This window comes from Sphingomonas sp. Leaf23 (assembly GCF_001421585.1).
Lineage (GTDB): Bacteria > Pseudomonadota > Alphaproteobacteria > Sphingomonadales > Sphingomonadaceae > Sphingomonas.
Genome location: NZ_LMKR01000002.1, coordinates 810,104 through 833,919 on the forward strand (window position 1 = coordinate 810,104; position 23,816 = coordinate 833,919).

The window sequence follows — 23,816 nt, forward strand, 5'->3', positions numbered from 1 at the left end:
GTCGCAGAAGAAGCGGGACCCCGGATCAAGTCCGGGGTGACGGTGGGAGAGGGTGGCGCTCAGCAACAACGCGGCGGGGCGCTGGGGCCGGTGCCGTAGCGGCGGGCCACGCGGTCGCGGTGGAATTCCTTCAGCGTCATGACCGGTTCGTCCGGATGATGTGCCGCCCGGTGCGCGACATAGCGATCGTAATCGGGAACGCCGACCATCAGCCGCGCGGTTTCGGCGAGCTTATGCAGGAAGGGCATCGCCGACCTCCTGCGCGGTCGGGGTCGGCGATGCCTTTGCCTTGCGGATCGCGCCGATGCCGTAGACGAGGATCGACAGCACCACGACGATGAACAGCACGCAGAGGCCGGCGTCGATGCGGTCGTTGAGGATGATCCGCTGCATCTCCGCCGCCGTCTTGGCGGGTGCCAGGATCTCGCCGCGTGCCAGCGCTTCGGAAAAGACGTTTGCGTGGGCGAGGAAGCCGATCTTCGGATTGGCGTCGAACAGCTTCTGCCAGCCCGCCGTCAGCGTGCAGATTAGCAGCCATGCGGTCGGGACGATCGTCACCCATGCATAGCGGTCGCGCTTCATCTTGAAGAGCAGCACCGTCGACAGGATCAGCGCGATGGCGGCGAGCATCTGGTTCGAGATGCCGAACAGCGGCCACAGCGTGTTGATCCCGCCCAGCGGATCGGTGACGCCGCTGTAGAGGAACCAGCCCCATGCGGCGACGGCGAGCGCGGTGCCGATCAAGTTGGGGCCAAGCTTCTGCGTTTCCTTCATGGCCGGAATGAAGCTGCCGAGCAGGTCCTGGATCATGAAGCGGGCGACGCGGGTACCGGCATCGACGGTGGTCAGGATGAACAGCGCCTCGAACAAAATCGCGAAGTGGTACCAGAACGCCATCATCGCCTGTCCGCCGATCACCTGGGACAGGATATGCGCCATGCCGACCGCCAGCGTCGGCGCGCCGCCGGCGCGCGACAGGATGCTGGTTTCGCCGACGTCGCGCGCCAGCTGGGTCAGCATGTCGGGGGTGATGACGAAGCCCCACTGGGCGATCGCCTGTGCCGCGCTGTCGGCGGTCGTGCCGATCAGCGCGGCAGGCGCGTTCATCGCGAAATAGACGGCGGGGTCGAGGACGCAGGCAGCGATCAGCGCCATGATCGCGACGAAGCTCTCGGTCAGCATCGCGCCATAGCCGATGAAGCGCAGGTCGGCCTCGCTCGCCACCATCTTGGGCGTCGTGCCGCTGGCGATCAGCGCGTGGAAGCCGGAGACGGCCCCGCAGGCGATGGTGATGAACAGGAACGGGAACAGCTTGCCCGAAAAGGCCGGGCCGGTGCCGTCGATGAAATGGGTGACGGCGGGCATCTGCAGGTCGGGGCGGACATAGAGGATGCCGAGCGCCAGGCCGGCGATCACGCCGATCTTGAGGAAGGTCGACAGGTAGTCGCGCGGGGCGAGCAGCAGCCACACCGGCACGACCGACGCGACGAAGCCATAGGCCATCAGGATCAGCGCCAGCGCCGGGCCGGAATAGGTGAACATCGGTGCGAAGACCGGCGAATGGGCCACCGGCTCCCCACCGATGATCGCCGCCATCAGCAGAACGAAGCCGATCAGCGACATTTCGGCGATCTTGCCGGGGCGCAGGAAGCGGCCATAGAGACCCATCAGCACCGCGATCGGAATGGTCGCGAAGACGGTGAAGGTGCCCCACGGACTGCCGGTCAGCGCCTTCACCACCACCAGCGCGAGGACGGCGAGCAGGATGACCATGATCATCAGCACGCCGATCAGCGCGATGGTGCCGGGAATCAGCCCCATTTCGCTGCGGATCATGTCGCCCAGCGACCGGGCATCGCGGCGGGTGGAGAAATAGAGGATCAGGAAATCCTGCACGGCGCCGGCGAACACGACCCCGGCGAGCAGCCACAGCGTGCCGGGGAGGTAGCCCATTTGTGCCGCGAGGACCGGGCCGACCAGCGGGCCGGCCCCGGCGATGGCCGCGAAATGGTGGCCGAACAGCACGCCCTTGTGCGTCGGCACGTAATCGAGGCCGTCGTCGCGGCGGACGGCGGGGGTCGGGCGCGACGGATCGACGCGCAGCACGCGCGACGCGATGAACAGGCCGTAGAAGCGATAGGCGATGGCGTAGACGCACAGCGATGCGACGACGATCCACAGCGCGTTGACCGGTTCGCCGCGCATCAGCGCGATCCAGCCGAGCGCGACCGCGCCGACGATGGCGACTATCGCCCAGCCGATCCATTCGCCTAGCCGTTTCGGCGCGATCGGTGTGACTGCTGCGGTCGCCATGCGTCTCTCCCCTGTTTTGGGATACTCTTGGCGTAAGGGGGCGGGGGATGCCATGGGTTTTGTCGGCTTCTTCTTCCCGGTTGCTCCGAGCGAAGGTTCGAGCTTGTCGAGAAGGGGTTGCCCCAAACGACCAAGTTCTCGACAGACGCTTCTCGACAGGCTCGAAGCTGCTCGAACCGAACGGGGTTGGGGAGGGGGCCTTGGAGAGCCCGATGCCGCAAACCCCATCGATCCTGTTCGTCTGCCTCGGCAATATCTGTCGCTCGCCGCTGGCCGAGGCGGCGTTGCGTGCTGCGGCGGTGCGTGTTGGGGTGGCGATCGAGGTCGATTCGGCCGGGACCGGGGCGTGGCATGTCGGCGACCCGCCCGACCGCCGCGCGCAGGCCGAGGCGCGGCGGCACGGGATCGACATTTCCGGCTATCGCGGGCGACAGGTGCAGGCGGCGGACTTTCGCCGCTTCGACCATATCTACGCGCTCGACCGCGACAATCTGGCCGAGCTGCGGCGGCGGGCGCCGGCGGATGCCACGGCGGTGGTCGGGTTGCTGCTGGACGTGGTGCCGGGGCGCGCGGGACAGGCGGTGGCCGATCCCTATTATGGCGACGATGCCGGGTTCGCGGTGACGTGGGGCGATGTGTCGGCGGCGGCGGACGGCATCGTGGCGGGGTTGGCCCAGGATCGTCATTCCTGCGAAGGCGGGAATCCATAGCCGCTGACGCTGGGATCAGAGCCGGAACGTCAGCGCATATGGATTCCCGCCTGCGCGGGAATGACGAGATTTTCGGAAATTACCCCCCGAACGACCGCCCGCCGCCCCAGCCGCCGCTCGACCTGGCGCTCACCCGGCCGCCGAAGCCGCCGCGCGAGACGACCGAGCTGCGCGTCTGGATGCGCTGGGTTGTGACCGGGGTCGTGATCGCCTTGCTGCCGACATTGTAGCGATAGCCGTTGTTCGGGCTGAGATACGCGCCCGACCCGGTATACCAGCCACCGCCGCCGCCGCTGCCATCGCGCCGTTCGCGGTACAGCCCGCCATAATTGTAGCGGGCCGAGTTGTTGTTGAGGATCTGTCCGATCAGGAAGCCGGTGAGCAGCGGCGTGAAGAAGCTTTGTCCGCCTTCGCTGCGGCGCTGGCATTGCGCCGCGCCGAACTGTTCCTCGCACAGCGCCTGGCTGTCGTAGCGCGGGGCGGCCTTGCCGTCGTCGTTGAACGCCTTTTGCTGGGCGGCGACGCAGGTGGCGCGGTCGTACTGGCCGCTGTCGACGCATTGCTGGATCGTCTGGAACGCGGCGACTTCCGTCTGGGGGCCGAAGCGCGCCTGTTCGTTATTGTCGTCGCAGCCCGACAGCATCGCGACCGCACCGACGGCGGAGAGGCCGGCGGCGACCGAGCGTTTGCGGCGGGGGGGCAGGGTGGTCATGGATCGGCCCCTCAATAGGTCATCGATGCGGCGTTGAGCAGGCCCACGCCGATCGAGGTCGCCGCGCTGTAGGTCGCGCTGGCGAGGTTGCCGGCTTCGATCCGCGCGGCCATGTCCCGCACGACGACGCGGCGGATGATGAGCGCGGCGACGATCTGGATCACGCCGGCAAGCAGCGCCCAGGCGGTGAATTCGACGACGCCACTGGTCACTTCCAATGCGGAGGCGAGCGGCAGCGCGAACCCTATGATCGCCCCGCCCAGCGCCACCGCCGCGGCGGTGTTGTTCGCCGCGATCAGCGCGCGTTCGTCATAGGGGGTCGAGACCTGATAGAGCCATTTGAAGACGGTGAGGAACAGGCAGGCAAGGCCGAAGGCGACGATGAAATGCGCCGCCCCGTTCGTGAAATAGGCAATATCGAACATCGCGGGTCCCCCTTCAGGCGTTGAATTCGGCGGGTAGCAGCGGCAGCCCGACCATGATTTCGTGCGTCAGGTCGCCGCCCTCGGGCTGCATCGCCAGCGCCAGCAGCAGTTCCTGCCCCTCGGGCGGCACTTCGCGGGCATAGAGCATGCAGGCCTGCTTGATATGGCGGACCGGCGCGCCGGTGCGTTCCTCGTACACCGCTTCCCACAGCTCGACCGGCGGCTGCACCCGGTCGTCGTCAGGGTACCAGAAGCGGTCGAAGCGGGCGAGGTCGGGTTCGTCCCACAGCGGCTGCGACAGGCGCTGGCGGAACGCACCGGTATCGGCCCAGTCGGTCGGATAGGTCGATGACCAGGGGCGGAACAGGGTGAAATCGTCGGCATCCGCCCCGTCCGCGCGCTGGCTGACCGCCTGCAGCATCAGTTCGTCGTCGGTGTAGAAACGGTGGACATGGCTGCCATCGTCCAACCGGATCAAGCCCTGCGCGGTGATCTCCAGCGTATCGCGATCAAGGGTGAAGGCCGCGCGGGTTAGCCGCCGCCACGCCAGCGCGTCCAGCCGCACCTGTCGTCCGATGGTGATGTTGCGCACCACCGCCACGGCGGGGGTTTCTTCACGGGGAGCGCCGCCGAACAGGCTGCCGAAAATCATGCCGCGATCCTTGTGCGCGCGATGTAGAACAGCCGGTCGCCGACCGCGATCTGGCCTTCGGGGTCGAATACCGGCGAATTGCTGCCAGCACCACAGGTCGCGACCAATATCCCGCCGCGCGTGCGCAGATCGCGCGCGGCGTCGTCGAAGCTGCCGGCGGTTCGCGCGGCGGTGGCGTACAGCGTGCCGCCATCGTCGGTATGGCTGGCCAGTTGCGCGATCAGGCGGCTGGAGCCGGGGTCGCTCAACGCCTTCACCACCAGTTCGACGGTTGGGGTCAACACGACCTCCACCTGCGGGCAGTGCGCGGTGAGCAGCCCGGCGGTGTCGGGATCGCGCAGGAAGCAGACGACATGGCCGCTGTCGTTGAGCGCGGTGACGGCCAGCGTCGCGGCCAGCGTATTGGGATCGGACGGGCCATAGACGATGACCCGCTCTGCCGTGGCGACCCCGGCGCGGCGCAGATCGGCGGGGGCGGTGAGCGATCCGACGCGGACGAAGCGGTGGTCGGTTGCATCGCCGGTCAGTTCCTGCGTCGCGACCAGCACCAGTTCATGGCCCTGCCCGTCGGCGACGATCTCGGCGATCATACGGGGCGTGCGGTCGGGGTCGTAGCCGACCAGGACGATATGGCCACGCATCGCGCTATAGTCCCCCAACCCCATGCGCCGTCGCCGCCAGCGCGCCGACACGCCGGCAAAGGCGCGGGCGATCGACACGGTGAACAGCGCGATCGCGCCGGGCATCACGAACAGCGCGGTGACGATCCGCCCGGCATCCGATTTCGGCGACAGGTCGCCATAGCCGACCGTCGAGGCGGTGGTCGCATACCAGTAGAGATAGGCCGGGGCGGCGGTCAGGTCCGCCTCGCCCGCCCAGGCCAGCAATTCCCATGACAGCGCCATGTGCAGCACGAGCAGCGAGAGCAGCACGCCGCGATGCAGCGCGCTGGCCGCGAGGTAGAGGCGCCGGAGATATCTGCCCAGACTGAATGGCTTCATTCCTCGACTGCCCCCGCACCTTGCTTTTTGGTCGCGCCTTATGCTTGGGGTGTCAAGCGCGGCCAATACACCGGGCCGGCGTTTCGGAGGGATGGATGGACGACGCACCCCGTAGCTGGACCGTGGCCGCGCTGGCCGATGCGCTGGGCACCGGCGAGCACACGCAAGAATTGAGCGTCGAGCGGATCGAGCAGGCCGAACCGGTCCTGAAGCTGACGATGCACCATTTCGGCGACCTCGCGATCTTCGCTTCGGTCGCGGGCGAGCAGATCGTCGTGTCGTCGCTGCTGTGGCCGGTCGACGAACAGGCCGACCAGCATGCGTTCAACCGCTTCCTGCTGAAAACGCAGAAGCTGGTGCCGCTGTCGAATTTCGCAATCGCCGAAGTCGGTGGACGCGAATATTATGAGCTGGTGGGTGAGTTGTCGGTCGAATCGTCGCTGCGTACTGTGCTGATCGAACTGCGCGTATTGGCGCAGAACGCGATCGAGGCGGCGTCCGAGCTGCGCACCGAATTTGCCGCGTAACGGAGTAGGTTGGATGTCGATGTGGAAAAATCTGGTCGCGCTGGTCCGCGGCACCGCGCATGAAACCGGCCAGTCGATCGTCGATGCGAAGGCGCTGACGATCCTCGACCAGCAGATTCGCGATGCGGGGTCGTTGCAGGCGAAGGCGCGCGACGACCTGGCGACGCTGACCGCCAAGCGGCGGATGATGGAAAAGGAGCTGGAGGCGCTGACCTCGCAGCGGGACAAGTATGAATCGTCGGCCCGCGCCGCGATGGCGCGTGGCGACATGGACCTGGCGCGCGAAGTCGCCCAGCGGCTGGCCACGATCGAGCAGGAACAGTCGAGCAAGACCCCGCAGATCGCCGACATGCGCGCCGCCGAGGACAAGATCCGCGGTATCATCAAGACCGGCGACGGCAAGATCGACGCGCTGCGCCGCGAGGTCGATGTCGTCCGCGCGAACGAGAGCGTGCAGAAGGCGCAGGCCTCGGTCGCCAGCAGCTATGGCGGGGCGGCATCGTCGCTCGGGTCGGCGGCGGACAGCCTGGCCCGGTTGAAGGAGCGGCAGGCGATCCGCGAGGAGAAGTTCCGCGCATCGGCCGAGCTGGAGGATATGCGCACCGGCGCGGACCTCGACGCGAAGTTGCAGGCCGCCGGGCTGCTGCCCGGATCGTCGAGCGCCGACGATATTCTCGCCCGGCTGTCGCAGGCCAAGGACGCCGCGCCGCGCCTGTCGGACGGCACGCGCGACGGCGGCACGATCGGGCGCGACTGATGGAACGCCGCGCGGTCGCCGAACGCCCCGACTGGCGGGCGACCGCCGAGCGGATGGGATTCACCTTCCACCATCAGGACGGGCAGAAATATTGGGAGGAGGAGGCGTATTACGCCTTCTCGCTCGACGAGGTGGAGCAGGGGATCGAGGGTCCCAGCGCCGAGCTGCACGGGATGTGCCGCGATCTGGTGGACGAGGTGGTCGGCAGCGACGCGTTGATGCACCGCCTCGCCATTCCCGACGATATGCGCGACGTGGTGGCGGCGTCGTGGCGCGCCCATGCGCCGTCGCTCTATGGACGCTTCGATTTTGCGTTTGACGGGACCGGCCCGGCCAAGATGCTGGAATATAACGCCGATACGCCGACCAGCATCTTCGAGACGGCGCTGTTCCAATGGCAGTGGCTGGAGGATCGCATCGCCGAGGGGACGCTGCCCGAGGGTGCGGATCAGTATAACCGGCTGCACGATGCGCTGGTCGAACGCTTCGGCGCGCTGTTCACGCGGGGCAGCACGGTGCATTTCGCGTCGATCGACGATCATGTCGAGGATCGGCAGACGGTGCGCTATCTAGAGGATGTCGCGCGGCAGGCCGGGTTGGACCCGGCGTTCGTCGCGATCGATCGGATCGGCGTCGATGGCGACGGCGCGTTCGTCGATGGCGAGGACGTGCTGATCGCCGCGCTGTTCAAGCTGTATCCGTGGGAGGATATGCTGCGCGAACCCTATGCCCGGCAGCTGGCGGCGACGAAGACGTTGTTCCTGGAGCCGGCGTGGAAGGCGTTGCTGTCGAACAAGGGCATCCTGCCGCTGTTGTGGCAGCGGCATAAGGGGCATCCGAACCTGCTGCCCGCCGCCTTTGCTGATGATACGGCGGCGCTGGCGGAGATTGGCGATGCCTATGTCCGCAAGCCGATCTTTTCACGCGAGGGGTGGGATATCGAACTGGTCGACGGGGCCACGACGGCGCGCGGGCCGGACGGCGGCTATGGCGAGGAAGGGCATGTCGTGCAGGCGCTCAGCCCGTTGCCGGTGTTCGACGGCAACCACGCGGTGGTGGGCTCGTGGATCGTCGGCGACGATGCGGTGGCGTTGTCGGTGCGCGAGGATGACGGGCCGATCACGCGCGACCTTGCGCGGTTCGTGCCGCATGCGATTGTTTGAGGCGTTAGTCGACCGACCCTTCGTCATTCCGGCGTAGGCCGGAATCCATGGACGCGGTTACGTCGTGTTTTCGTCGTTGCCGCCCGACACAATGGATCCCGGCCTTCGCCGGGATGACGAAGGGGGGTCAGTTCGTCGTTCCTGCGCAGGCGGGAACCCATTGCCGCTGACCGTTGTGATAGAGCCGCGGCGGTAGCGTGTATGGATTCCCGCCTGCGCGGGAATGACGATCAAGGTAGGAGCGCCCGCAACGCCTTCTCCAGCGCCACCGCATCCCCCACGATCCGCAACCGCTTCACCCGCGCCGTCTGCCCGGCGACCAGCGTCACCGATCCCCGCCCGACGCGCAGCGCCTTCGCGACAAAGCGCACCACTTCGTCGTTCGCCGCGCCGTCGACCGGCGGGGCGGCGATGCGCAGGCCCAGCGCGGTGGCGTCGCCCTCCAGCGCGACCACCCCGGTCACCGCCGTCTTCGATGCCTTCGGCGTGGCGCGGATCGTCAGCATCGCGCCGGTCGCGTCGAGGGTGAAGGGATCGCGCATCGTCCTGTCCATGGCGTGACGGGGGTCGGCGTTGCAAGTGGGTTGGCACAAAGCGGCGCTTGCCGCATTCAGCCGTCATGGCATCGACCCCTGCAACGACCGCGACGGCGACGCATAGCTCCCCGCTGTCGATCCCGATCTTTCGCGCCATCTGGATCGCGTCGATGGCGTCGAACTTCGGCGGGTTGATCCAGTCGGTCGGCGCGTCGTGGATGATGACGTCGCTGGCCGCGTCGCCGCAGATGATCGCGCTGGTGCAGGCATCGACGACGCTGCCGATCATGCTGTTGTCGCTCTGGGCCGGCGCGGTCGCCGACAATCTCGACCGGCGGCGGGTGATGCTGGCGGCGCAGAGCTTCATGCTGGTCGTGTCGGTCGCGCTGGCGGTGTGTGCATGGATGGGGCTGCTCAGCCCGTGGCTGTTGCTGTCGTTCACCTTCCTGATCGGGTGCGGCACCGCGATCAACGGCCCGGCATGGCAGGCTTCGGTCGGCGACATGGTACCGCGCAGCGTGTTGCCGAGTGCGGTCGCGCTCAATTCGATGGGGTTCAATATCGCGCGCAGCGTGGGACCCGCGATCGGCGGCGCGATCGTCGCGGCGGCGGGAGCGGCGGCGGCGTTCCTGACCAACGCGCTGAGCTATCTCGGGCTGATCGCGGTGCTGGCGCGGTGGAAACCGGACTATGCCCCGCGCCTGTTGCCGCGCGAGACGCTGGGCCTCGCGATGGCCGCTGGCGTGCGGTACGTCCGGATGTCGCCGTCGCTGCGCACGGTGTTGCTGCGCGCCGCGCTGTTCGGCGTCGCCGCCAGCGCGGTGCCGGCGATGATGCCGCTGGTCGCGCGCGACCTGGTGACCGGCGGGCCGCTGACCTATGGCGCGCTGCTGGGCGCGTTCGGCGCGGGCGCGGTCGGCGGGGCGCTGACCAGCGTGCGATTGCGCCGCCGCTGGGCGCCCGAAAAGCTGGTGCGGGTTGCCGCCACCGCGCTGTCGGCGGGCGGCGCGATCGCGGCGCTCAGCCCGTGGTTGCCGCTGACCATGGCGGCATTGGTGCTGGCGGGTGCCGGCTGGGTCGCGGCGCTCAGCACCTTCAACGTATCGGTCCAGATGGCCGCGCCGCGCTGGGTCGTGGCACGCGCGCTGGCGCTGTACCAGATGTCGGCGTTCGGCGGGATGACGATGGGCAGCTGGCTGTTCGGATCGATCGCGGAAGGGAAGGGCGTGGAGGCCGCGCTGCTGACCGCCGCTGCGGTCCAGATGCTGAGCGTCGTCGCCGGGTTCAAGCTGCCGCTGCGCGATATCGAAACGGCGAACCTTGCCCCGCGCGGCTGGGAAACGCCCGATACCGAGGTGCCGGTGGAGGCGCGGTCGGGGCCGGTGGTGGTGACGATCGATTATCGCATCGAGGCGAAGGACGTGGTGACGTTCCTGAACGTGATGAACGAGCGGCGGCGCATCCGGCGGCGTGACGGGGCGCATCACTGGGCCCTGCTGCGCGACCTGAACGATCCCGAATTGTGGATCGAGCGCTATCACGTTTCCACCTGGCTGGAATATATCCGCCACAACCAGCGCCGGACGGAGGCCGATCGCGCCAATAGCGAGGCGCTGCTGGCACTGCACCGGGGCGAGGATGCGCCGCGGGTCCACCGCATGATCGAGCGGCAGACCGGATCGCTGCCGGTCAGCCGCCTGCCGACGCCGCGCGAAATGGCCGATCCGATGACCGACCCCACGCGCTCCAGCTGATGTCCCTGATGGCTTGACGCGGACGGTGCGAATGGCGGTTATGGCATGTCCGCGTCCGGACCGGGTTCGAACCCGATCGAGGGGAATGCATGTCCGCACCTGATTTCTCGTTGCTGGCCCGGCGTCGCTACGCACCGCTCTTCACGGTGCAGTTCCTGACGGCGATGAACGACAATCTGCTGAAGTTCGCGCTGCTGTTCCTCGCCAATTTCACGCTGTACCGCGCCGATCCGGCGAAGGCGGCGACGCTGGCGACCATTTCCACCGGCCTGTTCATCCTGCCCTATTTCCTGTTTTCAGGGCTCGCCGGGCAGATGGCCGATGCGTGGAACAAGGCGTGGCTGATCCGTGCAGTGAAGGGCGCGGAGATCGCCATCATGGCGCTGGCGCTGGCCGGGTTCTGGTTCGAATCGGTGCCGGTGCTGCTGACCTGTCTGTTTCTGATGGGGGTGCATTCGACCGTTTTTGGCCCGGTCAAATATTCGATCCTGCCGCAGCATCTGCGCCCCCATGAGCTGATGGGCGGTACCGGCCTGGTCGAGGCGGGGACGTTCGTCGCGATCCTGACGGGACAGCTGCTGGGCGGGATCATTCCACCATGGGAAGCAGGCGTTGCCGCGTTCGGCTTTGCGGTGCTGGGGTTCCTCGCGGCGCTGGCAGTGCCGAGCGCGTCGTCGGCGGCGCCGGACATGCGGATCGACCTGAACCCGTTCCGCAGCACTGCCGCGATTTTGCGCGCGGCTCATGGCGGGCGCGGGGTGTGGCTGGCGATCCTCGGGATCAGCTGGTTCTTTTCGGTCGGGGCGGTGGTGCTGTCGGAGTTCGCGCCGCTGGTCGCGGGCACGCTCAACGCCGCGCCGGAGGTCGTGACGCTGTTCCTCGCGGTGTTCAGCCTGTCGGTCGCGGCGGGGTCGCTGCTGGTCAACCGGCTGCTGAAGGGCGAGGTGTCGGCGCGTTACGTGCCGGTCGCCGCGATCGGGCTGTCGGTGTTCCTGATCGACCTGTGGCTGACCAGCGGGCGGTTCGTCGTGGAGACGCCGGGGGCGGACATCGCCGCGTTCCTCGCGACGCCGGGCAGCTGGCATATGCTGGTCGACCTGGCGGGCATCGCGCTGTCGGGCGGGGTGTTCGTCGTGCCGCTCTACGCCATCCTCCAGACGTGGAGCGCGCCCGAAAAGCGGTCGCAGATCATCGCGGCGAACAACGTCATCAACGCGATCGTCACCGTGTTGATGGTCGCGGTGGTGACGGCGATGCTGGCGGGCGGGAGCAGTGTCGCCGGCATCTTCGGCGCGCTGGGCTTTGCCACGCTGTCGATCGCGCTGATCTCGTGCTGGCTGCTGCCCGAGACGGTGTTCAAGGCCGTCGTGCGGATGGCGCTGCGCCTTGCCTACCGTGTCGAGGTGGCCGGTGCGGAAAACATGCCGGCACCGGGCGCGCGGGCGGTGGTGGTGGTCAACCACGTCTCGTTCCTCGACGGGCTGCTGCTGGCCGCGTTCCTGCCGGGCAAGCCGACCTTTGCGATCCATAGCCGGTTCGCGCGGGCATGGTGGATGCAGCCGCTGCTGAAGCTGTTCGACGCCTTCCCGGTCGATCCGACCAATCCGATGTCGGCCAAGGCGATGGTGAAGGCGGTGCGCGAGGGGCGGACGCTGGTGATCTTCCCCGAAGGGCGGATCACCGTCACCGGCGCGCTGATGAAGATTTTCGACGGCCCCGGCATGGTCGCCGACCGTGCCGATGCGCCGATCGTGCCGGTCAGGATCGACGGCGCGCAATATAGCCGTTTCTCGCGCCTGAAGGGAAAGGCACGGCTGCACTGGTTCCCGAAGATCGAACTGACCGTGCTGCCGCCGCGCCGGTTTGCGTTGCCCGAGGGGTTGAGCGCGCGCGAGCGGCGGGCGATTGCCGGGCGGCGGCTGTACGACGTGATGAGCGAGATGATCTTCGCCACCTCGGATACCGACCGCACGCTGTACGACGCGCTGATCGATGCGCGGCACCTGCACGGGGCGGGCATGGGCGTGGTCGAGGATGTGCAGCGTGTTGCCCTGACCTATGACCGGCTGGTCACGGGGACGCAGGCGTTGGCCCGGCCACTTACCATCGGTACGACGCAGGGGGAGGCGGTCGGCGTGCTGCTGCCCAACGTGGGCGGCGTGGTCGTGACCTTCTTTGCGTTGCAGGCGACGGGCCGCGTGCCGGCGATGCTGAACTATACCGCCGGCCTCGCCAACCTGCGCGCGGCGTGCACGGCGGCGCAGATCCGCACGATCGTGACGGCGCGGGCGTTCGTCGAGCAGGCGAAGCTGGGCGAGGTCGTCACCGGGCTGGCGGGTGAGGGGATCGCCGTCCGCTATCTGGAGGATATTCGGGAGACCATCGGGGCCGGGGCAAAGGTCATGGCGCTGGTCCGCTCGCGCATGGCCGGGCGGCTGCATCGGCGACAGCGGGTGGCGGCGGATGCGCCGGCGGTCATCCTGTTCACCAGCGGGTCGGAGGGGGTGCCGAAGGGGGTGGTGCTGACCCATCGCAACCTGCTGGCCAACTGCCTGCAGCTGTCGTCGCGGATCGATTTCAACCGCGCCGACGTGGTGCTGAACGCGCTGCCGGTGTTCCACAGTTTCGGCCTGACCGGGGGGACGTTGCTGCCGATCCTGTCGGGGGTGAAGACGGTGCTGTATCCCAGCCCGCTGCATTACCGGATCGTGCCGGCGCTGGCGTACGACGCCAATGCGACGATCCTGTTCGGGACCGATACCTTCCTGTCGGGCTATGCGCGGATGGCGCATGGCTATGACTTCTACGCGCTGCGCTACATCTTTGCCGGGGCGGAGCGGGTGCGGCCGGAGACGCGTGCCGCCTATGCCGAGAAGTTCGGCTTGCGCATCCTCGAGGGCTATGGCGCGACCGAGGCCGCCCCGGTGATCGCGGTCAACACGCCGATGCACTTCCGCGCCGGCAGCGTCGGGCGGATGCTGCCGGGAATCGAGGCACGGCTGGAGCCGGTTCCGGGGATCGAGGAGGGCGCAAGGCTGGCGATCCGGGGGCCGAACATCATGGCCGGCTATCTGAAGGTCGATGCGCCCGGCGTGGTCCAGCCGCCCGAGGAGGGCTGGCACGATACCGGCGATATCGTGACGATCGACGACAGCGGCTTCGTGACGATCCGCGGCCGGGCCAAGCGCTTTGCCAAGATCGGCGGCGAAATGGTGTCGCTGCCGGCGGTCGAGGGCTATGCGGCGAAGCTCTGGCCAGGGGGCGAACATGCCGTCGTCACGCGGCCGGATGCGCGCAAGGGCGAGCAGCTGGTGCTGTTCACCACGCAGGCCGGGGCGGCGGCAGCGGAGCTGTCGGCGTGGGGCCGGGCGAACGGCGTGTCCGAACTGGCGCTGCCGCGCGATGTGCGGGTGGTGGCGAGCCTGCCGGTGCTGGGCACGGGCAAGCTGGATTATGTGACGATGGGGGCGATGGCGGCTGGGTAGGATTTGCCCCCTCCTTCTCGTCACCCCGGGTCCAGCCCGGGGTGACGGTGGGGATAAGGGCGGTCTTCAGAACCGATAGTCGAGCGTCGCGGTGTCACCCGGCGCGATCGTCACCCGCCAGGTCGGGACGCCGTCGATCCGTTCCAGCCCGGCCGCTTCCACCTTTCCGCCGGGATAGCCGATCGGCAGTTCAACATCGACTGGCACCTTGCGGGCGTTGGTGACGGTCAGCCGCGCGGCCCGACCGGGAAGCGGAGTCTGGGTCACCAGCACCTGTCGGCTGCTACCCGCGCCGATCAGCAGCGTCTCGCCCTCCGCCCGGTCGGTCATCGTGCCGGTGCCGACCAGCAGCGTAGTGTCGCCGCGCGGCGCGTAGAGCGCGGTGGTGCCGGCGGGCAGGGGGATGCCGAGGCCATCGGCCTTTTCGTTCTTTACCCGTAGCGCGATGTCGAGCGCGCCGCCGTCGATCGGCTGGGCGATGGGAATGCGGCGGCGATAGATGCGGGTATAGGCGACGCCGTCCTGCCGCAGCAGCGCGACCTGTTTCTGGCCCTTTGCCGTGACGGTCGTGCGGCCGGGGAGGCGGTATAGTTTCACGTCACCCAGATTTTCGGGGGCTGGGGGCGCCATCGGGGCGGGTGGAGCCGGGGGGCCTGCCATCGGCGGGGGCGGGGGTGGCGGGATGCCCATGCGCGAAGCGGTGACGATAATCTCTTCCGCCATTTCGAACTGTTCGCTGCGCAGGTCGGAGGTGGTGGTGCCGAGCGGATAGCAGCGCAGTTGCAGCCCGGTCGCCGCCGCCCGGACCTGATCGACGCGTTCGCGGTTCAGGCGGCCGGCGACGACCTGCACCTCGGCATCGGCAAACCCCTCTGCATTGCTGTTGGCCAGCGTGGTCCAGGCGAACAGGTCCAGCCGGTCGCCGTTGAGCGTCCCGACATAGCTGGCCGACCAGTCGAAACCGGTGGCGAGATAGGAGAGGCGCACGGTCACGGTGCGGCGCGCCGGACTGTCGGTGGTGACGCTCAGCACCGGTTTCGCGGCAAGGTTCGCGGGGATGCGGGCGTATTTCAGGCTGTCGGCGAGGCCGGCACAGCCCAGCGCCTCCACGCCGTTCGGCGTCCGTACGACCACGCCGCCGGTCGGGCCGGACAGGATCGTCGCCTCCTCTTCGCGCACCACGCCGCTCCGCCGATCGGTCCGGCGCAGCGTGACGCGGTTGCCGAGCGTGCCGTCGACCAGCGCGGCGGGCGACAGGACGCGCGCGTCGCGGTTCTTCTCGACCGTGCCGCCGGGCAGGCCCTCGACCACCGCGCTGACGGGGATGATGCCGCCGGCGACCCCTTCGAACCGTAGCACCGATCGGCCACGCGGCAGGGTGACGCGGCGGGTTTCGGTGACCAGCGCATAGCCTTGAAGATTGCGCAGGTTCATCGCCTCCCGCGGGGAGCGATAGGGCGCGCGGTAGAGGGTGACGGCGATGGTCTGTGGTGCGGGGGAGGTGACCGTGTCGCTGATTTCACCTGATCGTACCCCGGCGGAGGCCGGGGTCCAGTTGGGCGACGGTTGCGATCCGTTATCGGCGTTCCCCAACTGGGCCCCGGCCTTCGCCGGGGTACGGACAGGGGTGATGTCCCGTGCTGCCAGCGGCGTGGCGGCGGTGGCGAGGAGGATTGCGACGGCGGTCTGGTAGCTCGTCGCAAAACGGCGGTCCCTTGTTCCGTACCCCCGCGCAGGCGGAGGGCGAGAGCCAAGCTCACTGGCCGCTGCGCCCGACAACCTTGGACCCCCGCCTGCGCGGGGGTACGGCACCTTGCCGGGCGGGCTGTCCGCCGTCCGCACTATCCGGCACTGCCTGCGCATCAGTAGCGCGTGTCGAAGGTCGCGGTGACGGTGGTCGATCCGTTGGCGGGGACCGGTACCTGCCACACCGCCTGCCCGGCATCGGCCCGCTCGCTCGGACGGCTCTGTTCGGGGATGCGGGTGTCGCTCCAGTCCAGCCCGGCCTGCGCCAGTTCCACGGTCACCGCGCCCGGCATGGCGTTGGTGAGGGTGTAGCGCATCTTCGTCTGCCAGCGATTGGCGTTGATGCGGGTACGGCTTTCGACGACGGCGCGGACCTTCACGTCGAACGCGTCGCCGGTGGCCAGCGCGATCTTCGACCCCTGCGGCGTATGGTCGATCGCCGCCTCGCCGGTGAATTGCGGCTGGCCGCGCGCGTCGCGCATATAGACGCGGATCGTGCCGGCGGGGAGCGCGTCGCCGAGGCCGCCCTTCGCCGCATTGCTGAAGCGGACGATGCTCTGGGCGCTGGCGGGCTGCTGCGTGGTGCCGAGCCAGTTGTTGACGAAGCGATAGCCGGTGGTCGCCGCCGCGCCCTTCACGTCGAGGAAGCTGACCTGCTTGGTCTGCTTGTCGGCGATCGTGGTGCGTTCGGGCAGCGGATAGAGGTAGAAATCGCCCAGCTGTTCGCGGTTCGCGGTTTCGGTGCCGGGTTGCTGGAGCGGCCGGCGGCGCGGGGGGCGGGGCGGGTACACGTCCTCGTCGTCGCTCGACCCGACTTCCCCGGCGACCAGCAGCGTGCGCGCGTTGGTGAAGGTCGTGCCGGTAGTGTTGGTGAGCGTGATCCAGCCCTGTACGTCGATCGTGCCGCTCTTGCGGTCGAGCAGCGCGACATAATCGGCTTTCCAGCCCAGACCCCGGCTGAGATAGGAGAGCGTCGCCGGGCGGGTGCCGCTACGGGCGCTGTCGAGCGTGACCGACAGGGTGGGGCGGGCGCGCAGCGACGGCGGCACCTTGTCAAAGATCGCGCGGACCGGCAGGCCGTCGTCGCGCAGTACCTCGATCCGGTCGCCGATCTGCAGCACGACGCCGCCATTCACCGCCAGCACCTTTGCCCGTTCGCGCGATTCGGCGCCGGTGGCGGGGTTGGTGCGCAGCAACGTGATGGTCTCCCCCACCGCCTTTTCCATCAGGCTGGAGGGGGAGAGGAGGTCGAAGTCGAAATTCTGTTCGACGATGCGTGCGTCGGGGACCGCGAGCGAGACGGTTTCGGGGCGGATCTGCGCGCTGACGTCGGGGAAGTCCTGTCGCACGGTGCCCGAGCGCAGGTCGAGCGGGCGGACGTCCTGCACCAGCGCGACGTCGCCATTATAGATGGTGACCGAGACGTCGCCCTGCGCGGAGGGCGCGATCGCGGTGGGCGTGCTGGCGTCCTGCGCCAGCGCGGGCAGGGGGGCGAGGAGGCTCGCCAGCAGCAGCCAGTTCGGTTTCACGGTCCATCCCCCTGTTGTTTCGGGAGAGTTTGGCCGGGGGATGTTGCGTTGGCAAGACGGGGTTGGATCCTCCCTCCCCTTGTCCACTCCCCGTTTGCTTCGAGCGCAGGTTCGAGCTTGTCGAGAACCGAAGTCGAGAAGGGGTTGCCCCAAGTAGGGCGTTCTCGACGGACGCTTCTCGACAGGCTCGAAGCTGCTCGAACCGAACGGGGTGGGTGGGAGAGCGGGAGGCGTGCCTACTCACTCCGTTTGTCCTGAGTAGCCGCTGAGCGACGTCGAAGCGGCGTATCGAAGGACCATGGCGGTGCTTCGATACGAGCCTTCGGCTTCGCTCAGTCTCTACTCAGCACGAACGGTTGGGAATTAGGACCATCGCGCCCCAATGGCCCCTCAGTGGTTGTCGCGCGGCAATCCCTGCGTCTGGGCGATCTGCTGGAACGCTTCGGAGCCTTCGAGGATCGCGCCGGTCGACATCTGGCCGACGACCGAACGCTGGATCGCTTGCCACGGGGTCTGCGACGCCGGATACTGGTACCCGCCGGCGGCCTCCAGCTCCTGTCGGCGCTGCGCCAGTTCCTCGTCTGACAGCAGCACGTCGGCGCGGCCCTGGCCCAGGTCGATCCGCACGCGGTCGCCGGTGCGCAGCAGCGCGAGGCCACCGCCCGCCGCCGCTTCGGGCGAAGCGTTCAGGATCGACGGGCTGCCCGACGTGCCCGACTGGCGACCGTCGCCGATGCAGGGGAGCGCGCTCACGCCCTCGGTGATGAGGTAGGCCGGCGGGCGCATGTTCACGACCTCGGCCGCGCCCGGATAGCCGATCGGCCCGGCGCCGCGCATGAACATGAGCGTTTCCGGCGTGATGCCGAGTGCGGGATCGTCGATGCGGTGGTGGTAGTCCTCCGGCCCGTCGAATACGACCGCCGGCCCTTCGAACGCTTCGGGATCGTTCGGGTTGGACAGATAGCGTTCGCGGAATTCGGGGCCGATGACGCTGGTCTTCATCACCGCCGCGTCGAACAGATTGCCCTTCAGCACGATGAAGCCGGCATCGGTCTTCAGCGGCTGATCGAACGGGCGGATGACCTTCTCATCCTCGATCACCGCGTCGCGGCAGTTTTCGCCGATCGACTTGCCGTTCACGGTCAGCGCGTCTTCGGCGATCAGGCCCTGGCCCATCAGTTCCTTGACGACGGCGGGCACGCCGCCCGCGCGGTAATAATCCTCGCCCAGATATTCGCCGGCGGGTTGCAGGTTCACCAGCAACGGTACCTTGTGCCCCTGTTCCTGCCAATCCTCGATCGGCAGGTCGACGCCGATATGGCGGGCAATGGCGGCAAGGTGGATCGGCGCGTTGGTCGACCCGCCGATCGCCGAATTGACCTTGATCGCGTTGTGGAAGGCATCCTTGGTCAGAATCTGCGACGGCTTCAGGTCCTCACGCACCATGTCGACGATGCGCAGGCCCGTGCGGTACGCGATCTCCTGCCGATCGCGATAGGGCGCGGGGATCGCGGCCGAACCGGGGAGCTGCATGCCCAGCGCCTCGGCCAGCGAGTTCATCGTCGTCGCCGTGCCCATCGTGTTGCAATAGCCGGTCGACGGGGCGGAGGACGACACGAGGCGGATGAATTCCTTGTTGTCGATCTCTCCGGCGGCCAGCATCTGGCGCGCCTTCCACACGATCGTGCCCGATCCGGTGCGCTCGCCCTTGTGCCAGCCGTTCAGCATCGGGCCGACCGACAGCGCGATGGCGGGGATGTTCACGGTCGCGGCGGCCATCAGGCAGGCGGGCGTCGTCTTGTCGCAGCCGATCGTCAGCACCACGCCGTCGAGCGGATAGCCGTACAGTACCTCGACCAGCCCCAGATAGGCCAGGTTGCGGTCGAGCCCGGCGGTCGGGCGCTTGCCGGTTTCCTGGATTGGGTGGACCGGAAATTCCAGCACGATGCCGCCCGCTTCGCGGATGCCCTCGCGCAGCCGTTCGGCGAGGACGAGGTGGTGGCGGTTGCAGGGCGACAGGTCGGAGCCGGTCTGGGCGATGCCGATGATCGGCTTGCCCGACTGCAGCTCTTCCTGGGAGAGCCCGAAGTTCAGATACCGTTCGATATACAATGCCGTCATGTCGATATTGTCGGGATTGTCGAACCATGCGCGGCTGCGCAGCGAAGGCATGTCGGTCATCGAAGTTCCGGTTCACCAAGAGGGTGTGGGCACGGCGGCTCAGGACAGGTGAGACGCGCGCCGTGGTGCGATTCGGTGTCCCGAACCTTCACCCCCGTCCGCATCCCCCAAGCGCCGTTGACGCCGTGCGTTGGCATATATAGTCAGACAAAATCGAATTGGGCAAGCGATGCGACGGAACAAACCGTCCCGCCATGCCACCAAATAGGGAGAAGACCAGGATGCCGGCCCCGATTTCCGCGCGCTCCGTTGGGGGCACGCCAGCCCCCGCCGGAGCCAGCTACGCGCCCGCGCTGACGCTGCTGGCCAGCCTGTTCTTCATGTGGGGGTTCATCACCGTCATCAACAACACGCTGCTGCCGCACCTGCGCAGCGTGTTCGACCTGAACTATACCCAGACCACGCTGATCGAGAGTGTGTGGTTCATCGCCTATTTCGTCGCGTCGATCCCCTCGGCCAAGCTGATCGAGCGGATCGGGTATCAGAAATCGCTGGTCATCGGGCTGCTCGTCATGGCGGCGGGCGCGTTGGGCATGGTGCTGGCCGCCAGCCTGCCGTCCTATGGCGTGACGCTGCTCATGCTGTTCGTCATCGCCAGCGGCATTACGCTGCTGCAGGTCGCGGCCAACCCCTATGTCGCCGTCATCGGCCCGTCGGAAACCGCGTCGTCGCGGCTCAATCTGGTGCAGGCGATGAATTCGGCGGGCACGATGCTCGCCCCGCTGTTCGGCGCCTATCTGATCCTTGGCCGGTCGAAGGGCGGCACGTCGCAGGCAGGCACGGTACTGACCCAGGCCGAGAGGCTGGCCGATGCGCAGTCGGTGATCCTGCCCTATGTACTGGTCGCGGTCGTGCTGGTCGTGCTGGCGGTCGTCATCGCGCGCTTTCCGCTGCCCGCCATGGGATCGGCGACCAGCCGCGTCGCCAAGGAAGAACGTAAGAAGCATTCGCTGTGGAACCACCGCAACCTGGTGTTCGGCGTACCCGCGATCTTCATCTACCTGATCGCCGAGATCGGTGTCGCCAACCTGTTCGTGAACTTCGTCAGCCAGCCCGACATCGCCAATGTGACCAACGAACTGGCCGGGCGCTACCTGACCTTCCTGTGGGGCGGCATGATGATCGGCCGCTTCGTCGGCAGCGTCGTGATGCAGAAGGTCGACGCGGCCAAGGTACTGGCGTTCTTTTCGATCGGCGCGTTCATCGTGATGCTGGGCGCGACGTTCCTGCACGGGCCGGCGGCGATGTGGTCGCTGATCCTGGTCGGGTTGTTCCATTCGATCATGTTCCCGACGATCTTTACGCTGGGCATCAAGGGGCTGGGCCCGCTGACCGAGGAAGGGTCGGGGCTGCTCATCATGGCGATCGCCGGCGGCGCGCTGGTGGTGGTGCAGGGCTGGCTGGCCGACAAATATGGTCTGCAATGGTCGTTCCTGCTGACCGCCGCGTGCGAGCTGTACATCCTCTTCTACGCGCTGTGGGGATCGAAGGTGACGAACCCGATCGCCGATACCCCCGCCGACCCCGACGTCTTTGCATAAGGAATCCCCGATGACCCTCCGTCTGTTGCAGCGCGTGGCCCCGTCGCGCGCCGTCATCGCCGCGACCGATACGGGCGCGCATATCGTCCCCGGTGTCGAGAGCGTCCGCGCGTTGGCGCTCCGCGCTATCGAGGCCGGCCACAGCATCAACGATGCGCTCGCGGCGGCGGGGCAGGGGGAGGCGGTCGATATCGCCGCGCTGCTCGATGCCGGGGCGATCGGGTCGCCGATCGACCATGACGATGCCGCGCACGTCATCCTGACCGGCACCGGTCTCACTCATCTCGGTTCGGCCGAGGGGCGCGACAAGATGCACCGCGCCGCCGCCGAAGCCGCGACCCAGACCGATTCGATGCTGATGTTCCTGGAGGGGGTCGAGGGCGGCAAGCCGGCGGCGGGCCAGGTCGGGCAGCAGCCCGAATGGTTCTTCAAGGGCGACGGCACGCAGCTGGTCGCGCCGGGCGACGACTTCGCCATGCCGCATTTCGCGCAGGACGGCGGCGAGGAGCCGGAGCTGGCGGGCATCTACCTGATCGGTCCCGACGGTACGCCGCACCGCATCGGCCTGACGCTCGCCAACGAATTTTCCGACCATGTGACCGAGCGGCACAATTATCTGTGGTTGGCGCACAGCAAGCTGCGTCAGGCGTCGCTCGGCCCCGAATTGCTGGTCGGCGCGGCGCCCGAGCATGTCGAGGGGACGAGCCGGATCGTGCGCGGTGGCGAGACGATCTGGGAAAAGCCGTTCCTGTCGGGCGAGGCGAACATGTCGCACAGCCTGTCCAACCTCGAACATCATCACTTCAAATATCCGCTGTTCCGGCGGCCTGGGGACATTCATGTCCACTTCTTCGGCACGGCCACGCTGTCGTTTTCGGACGGGGTGCGGACGGAAGAAGGCGATGTGTTCGAGATTGCGGCGGCGCCGTTTACCTTGCCGCTGAGGAACCGGTTGACGCGGGCGGCGGACGCGCCGGTGGCGGTGAAAATCTTGTAAGCCTGCTTGGTCATCTCGGCTTTCGCCGGGATGACGGGTGAGGCGTGCGCGACGGTTTGGCACCTTCGTCACTCCTGCGGAGGCGGGAGCCCATTGGCGCTGACGTTGCGGATTTTGCGGTGACGCTGGCGTATATGGATTCCCGCCTTCGCGGGAATGACGCTTTTGAGAGTTCCGTTCTCCTCACCCCTGCCGCTTGTTTCGAGCTTGTCGAGAAATTGATCCTATCCCAGCAACGGCTCGATCCGGTCCAATAGCGGCAACTGGCTTTTCAACATCATGGTCCGCGCCTCGGCGACGGGCATCCAGCGCGCGGCGTCGACTTCGGGAAAGCTGCGGCGGCGGCCGCTGCGGGGCGGCCATTCCAGTTCGAACGTCATGCTGGTGATCGCCTGCGTGTCGACATCCTGTTCGGCCGCAAAGGCCGATACCGATTTCCCGCCCGCCTGCCGCACCATGCCCAGGGGCGCGAGCGGGGCGACGACCGCGACGCCCAGTTCCTCCGCCACCTCGCGACGGGCGGCGTCCTCGACCGCTTCGTCGGGTTCGATATGGCCCTTGGGGATTTGCCACGCCCCCACCTGTCGCCGCGCCCAATAGGGGCCGCCGGGATGGATGAGCAGCACCGCCGGGCTCGGCGTGCGACGATATAGCAGGATGCCCGCGCTATGCTGTGGCATGAAGCTGTCCCCGTTTCTTGACCGGCGATCGTGATCGTCGCCGCTGGTTGATGGACAGACGCCGCCGACCCATGTTGCGTTCCATCGATGCCGCAACTCGACCTCTTTGCTGCCGAACCGGTCCTGCCCGGACTGACCCATCGGCCGGGCGCGCTGCCGACCGGGCAATTGCCCGCGTTGGCGGCGGCGATCGATGCCGCGCCGCTCACCCCCTTCCGGTTCCAGCAGTGGACCGGCCTCCGGCTGACCGCCTCCTATGGCTGGCATTATGATTTCGAGGCGGGGCAGGTCGGGCGGGCCGAAGCGATGCCCGACTGGCTGCTGGCGGTGCGCGACGTGGCGGCGGGTGTCGCGGGTGTGCCGGCCGACGCGTTGGTGCAAGGATTGCTGATCCGTTACGATCCGGGGGCCGGGATCGGCTGGCACCGCGACCGGCCGGTGTTCGAGCATGTCGTCGGCCTGTCAATCGGCGCGCCGGCGACGCTGCGGTTCCGGCGGCGGAGCGCGGGCGGGTTCGACCGGTTTGCGCAGGATCTGGTGGCGGGCGATGCCTATCACCTGACCGGCGATGCGCGGTGGGAGTGGGAACACGGCATCGCGCCGATGGCGGCGACGCGTTGGTCGATCACCTTTCGCAGCCTGACCGAGCGGTTCCGGCGGGAGATCGGCGTTGCGTGAATTGAGCCTGCACGTGGTCGGGGCCGACTTTCCGAATCGCGTCGGGCCCAATCGCGGCGGGGGCAATCGCCGGTTTGAAATCCTGCTGTGCACGCCGGGCGAGCCGGTCGCGCTGGTGCCCGAACCGCGCAATCCGGTCGATCCCAACGCGGTGATGGTGGTGAGCACGCGCGGGGTGCAGATCGGCTATCTGACCGCCGATCGCGCGGCATGGATCGGCGCGATGCTGCGACAGGGGCGTGCCGTCGCGGCGCTGTTCCAGCAGGCGACGCCGATGGGCGCGGCGATCCGGGTGGCGTTCGACGGGGCGGTGCCGACGTTACCGGCGGTCGTGGCGACAGCGGCGGACCCGGAGCCGGAATTCTGGCCGGACGACGTTCCGCCCGACGACTGGGATTAGGGTCCGCTGCGAACCGACGGGGACGCGCC

21 protein-coding genes are annotated in these 23,816 nt (G+C 67.8%); 10 read left to right on the plus strand and 11 right to left on the minus strand.

The window, feature by feature from the left end:
• Positions 1–59 precede the first annotated feature (59 nt).
• On the minus strand, positions 60–248 hold the full coding sequence (locus ASE67_RS07540; protein ID WP_055758635.1) for a YbdD/YjiX family protein: 189 nt from the start codon (positions 246–248) through the stop codon (positions 60–62).
• Entirely contained in the window at positions 232–2,313 is a 2,082-nt protein-coding gene (locus ASE67_RS07545) for a carbon starvation CstA family protein (protein WP_055758638.1), read from the minus strand. The genes ASE67_RS07540 and ASE67_RS07545 overlap by 17 nt, the downstream gene beginning before the upstream one ends.
• A 212-nt stretch (positions 2,314–2,525) precedes the next feature.
• On the opposite strand from ASE67_RS07545, the gene ASE67_RS07550 reads away from it, so the two are divergent.
• Complete coding sequence (locus ASE67_RS07550; RefSeq protein WP_055758641.1) at positions 2,526–3,023, plus strand: low molecular weight protein-tyrosine-phosphatase; 498 nt, start codon at positions 2,526–2,528, stop codon at positions 3,021–3,023.
• Positions 3,024–3,102: 79 nt separating this feature from the next.
• On the opposite strand, the gene ASE67_RS07555 is transcribed toward ASE67_RS07550, so the two are convergent.
• From ASE67_RS07555 to ASE67_RS07570, 4 genes are read right to left on the minus strand one after another with little or no spacing between them, the layout of a single operon-like run.
• Positions 3,103–3,735: a DUF1190 domain-containing protein gene (locus tag ASE67_RS07555; RefSeq protein WP_055758644.1), complete on the minus strand. Its 633-nt coding sequence runs from the start codon at positions 3,733–3,735 to the stop codon at positions 3,103–3,105.
• An 11-nt stretch (positions 3,736–3,746) separates the two neighbouring features.
• A complete protein-coding gene (locus tag ASE67_RS07560) occupies positions 3,747–4,160 on the minus strand; it encodes a DUF350 domain-containing protein (protein WP_055758648.1) in 414 nt (137 codons plus the stop codon).
• Positions 4,161–4,173: 13 nt separating this feature from the next.
• Complete coding sequence (locus ASE67_RS07565) at positions 4,174–4,812, minus strand: DUF2491 family protein (RefSeq protein ID WP_200922180.1); 639 nt, start codon at positions 4,810–4,812, stop codon at positions 4,174–4,176.
• Positions 4,809–5,813 (minus strand): potassium channel family protein, encoded by a 1,005-nt coding sequence (locus ASE67_RS07570; RefSeq protein ID WP_055758651.1) that lies wholly within the window; start codon positions 5,811–5,813, stop codon positions 4,809–4,811. Before ASE67_RS07570 ends, ASE67_RS07565 begins: the two co-directional genes overlap by 4 nt.
• A gap of 95 nt (positions 5,814–5,908) precedes the next feature.
• Between ASE67_RS07570 and ASE67_RS07575 the strand changes: the two genes are divergently transcribed.
• From ASE67_RS07575 to ASE67_RS07585, 3 genes are read left to right on the plus strand one after another with little or no spacing between them, the layout of a single operon-like run.
• Positions 5,909–6,340, plus strand: coding sequence for a YjfI family protein (locus ASE67_RS07575; protein WP_055758653.1), 432 nt, complete (start codon positions 5,909–5,911; stop codon positions 6,338–6,340).
• A 13-nt stretch (positions 6,341–6,353) separates the two neighbouring features.
• Positions 6,354–7,097: a PspA/IM30 family protein gene (locus ASE67_RS07580; protein ID WP_055758655.1), complete on the plus strand. Its 744-nt coding sequence runs from the start codon at positions 6,354–6,356 to the stop codon at positions 7,095–7,097.
• Entirely contained in the window at positions 7,097–8,260 is a 1,164-nt protein-coding gene (locus tag ASE67_RS07585) for a glutathionylspermidine synthase family protein (RefSeq protein WP_055758658.1), read from the plus strand. Before ASE67_RS07580 ends, ASE67_RS07585 begins: the two co-directional genes overlap by 1 nt.
• 230 nt (positions 8,261–8,490) lie before the next feature.
• On the opposite strand, the gene ASE67_RS07590 is transcribed toward ASE67_RS07585, so the two are convergent.
• Positions 8,491–8,802, minus strand: a complete 312-nt coding sequence (locus ASE67_RS07590; protein WP_055758661.1) for a DUF167 domain-containing protein — start codon at positions 8,800–8,802, stop codon at positions 8,491–8,493.
• A 77-nt stretch (positions 8,803–8,879) separates the two neighbouring features.
• Here ASE67_RS07590 and ASE67_RS07595 point away from each other — a divergent pair, with 77 nt between their 5' ends.
• Both ASE67_RS07595 and ASE67_RS07600 read left to right on the plus strand, forming a co-directional pair.
• Positions 8,880–10,550 carry an MFS transporter gene (locus ASE67_RS07595; protein ID WP_055758664.1) on the plus strand — a complete coding sequence of 557 codons (1,671 nt, stop codon included), beginning with the start codon at positions 8,880–8,882 and terminating at the stop codon, positions 10,548–10,550.
• An 89-nt stretch (positions 10,551–10,639) separates the two neighbouring features.
• Positions 10,640–14,035: an acyl-[ACP]--phospholipid O-acyltransferase gene (locus ASE67_RS07600; protein ID WP_055758667.1), complete on the plus strand. Its 3,396-nt coding sequence runs from the start codon at positions 10,640–10,642 to the stop codon at positions 14,033–14,035.
• Between the two features lie 66 nt (positions 14,036–14,101).
• Here ASE67_RS07600 and ASE67_RS07605 read toward each other — a convergent pair whose 3' ends face one another.
• From ASE67_RS07605 to ASE67_RS07620, 3 genes are all read right to left on the minus strand, one after another.
• Positions 14,102–15,628, minus strand: a complete 1,527-nt coding sequence (locus ASE67_RS07605) for a DUF4139 domain-containing protein (protein ID WP_156348540.1) — start codon at positions 15,626–15,628, stop codon at positions 14,102–14,104.
• A gap of 269 nt (positions 15,629–15,897) precedes the next feature.
• Positions 15,898–17,310 carry a DUF4139 domain-containing protein gene (locus tag ASE67_RS07615; protein WP_055758674.1) on the minus strand — a complete coding sequence of 471 codons (1,413 nt, stop codon included), beginning with the start codon at positions 17,308–17,310 and terminating at the stop codon, positions 15,898–15,900.
• Positions 17,311–17,700: 390 nt separating this feature from the next.
• Complete coding sequence (locus ASE67_RS07620; protein WP_055758677.1) at positions 17,701–19,491, minus strand: IlvD/Edd family dehydratase; 1,791 nt, start codon at positions 19,489–19,491, stop codon at positions 17,701–17,703.
• Between the two features lie 221 nt (positions 19,492–19,712).
• On the opposite strand from ASE67_RS07620, the gene ASE67_RS07625 reads away from it, so the two are divergent.
• Both ASE67_RS07625 and araD1 read left to right on the plus strand, forming a co-directional pair.
• A complete protein-coding gene (locus tag ASE67_RS07625; RefSeq protein ID WP_055758680.1) occupies positions 19,713–21,032 on the plus strand; it encodes a sugar MFS transporter in 1,320 nt (439 codons plus the stop codon).
• A gap of 10 nt (positions 21,033–21,042) precedes the next feature.
• Positions 21,043–22,029 carry an AraD1 family protein gene (gene araD1, locus ASE67_RS07630; RefSeq protein WP_055758685.1) on the plus strand — a complete coding sequence of 329 codons (987 nt, stop codon included), beginning with the start codon at positions 21,043–21,045 and terminating at the stop codon, positions 22,027–22,029.
• A 224-nt stretch (positions 22,030–22,253) separates the two neighbouring features.
• Here the strand turns inward: araD1 and ASE67_RS07635 are convergent, their stop codons facing one another.
• Positions 22,254–22,709 carry an NUDIX domain-containing protein gene (locus ASE67_RS07635; protein ID WP_055758688.1) on the minus strand — a complete coding sequence of 152 codons (456 nt, stop codon included), beginning with the start codon at positions 22,707–22,709 and terminating at the stop codon, positions 22,254–22,256.
• Positions 22,710–22,796: 87 nt separating this feature from the next.
• Between ASE67_RS07635 and ASE67_RS07640 the strand changes: the two genes are divergently transcribed.
• The gene (locus ASE67_RS07640; protein ID WP_055758691.1) at positions 22,797–23,387 is read left to right on the plus strand and encodes an alpha-ketoglutarate-dependent dioxygenase AlkB; all 591 of its coding nucleotides are present in this window, start codon (positions 22,797–22,799) and stop codon (positions 23,385–23,387) included.
• Positions 23,380–23,787: an HIRAN domain-containing protein gene (locus ASE67_RS07645; RefSeq protein WP_055758694.1), complete on the plus strand. Its 408-nt coding sequence runs from the start codon at positions 23,380–23,382 to the stop codon at positions 23,785–23,787. The genes ASE67_RS07640 and ASE67_RS07645 overlap by 8 nt, the downstream gene beginning before the upstream one ends.
• Positions 23,788–23,816: the final 29 nt, after the last annotated feature.